Below are 437 nucleotides of genomic sequence, written 5' to 3'. Positions count from 1 at the left end.
TATTCGTTTCATCAAGATATTATTTCTTTCCTAGAGGCTAGTTCTGAAAATAATGACCAAGATTTAGAAAGTTACACAAGAAATTTTGGACAAGCAGGTCTAAGTAAATTATCTCAATTAAGTAATTTTGAGAAAAACTTGGTGCTAGAAGTCGCAACCTATAATCTTTCCACTCGATTTTACATCCAATCTGAAAAAGAGAAGTTAGAACCATTAAGTGAGCTTGTATGTCTTCAGAATCAGGATGTCAATTTAGTCAATGTCTATCGGGTTGCGAATAATCTATCTGACCGCATTAGTAGAGATATAGAGGAGTTTCTTCTAATGGTTGATTCCAAAGAACTAACAAAAGAAGTTCTTGAGATTCATTTTGAAGAAAAAGAAGGAGATGTTCTAGCCTATTTGGGTTCAGAATTGATGGCTACTTTAGATACTGT

At 33.4% G+C, this 437-nt stretch carries 1 protein-coding gene; it reads left to right on the top strand.

Features of this window, described 5'->3' with window-relative positions:
* Positions 1–437: hypothetical protein (locus tag HMPREF2701_RS00140; protein ID WP_148130486.1), on the top strand; the 437-nt coding region annotated here is incomplete at both ends.

It is taken from the genome of Streptococcus sp. HMSC077D04, from assembly GCF_001808785.1.
Taxonomy (GTDB): Bacteria; Bacillota; Bacilli; order Lactobacillales; family Streptococcaceae; genus Streptococcus; species Streptococcus mitis_BX.
This window is presented reverse-complemented; position numbering and strand designations above follow the sequence as displayed.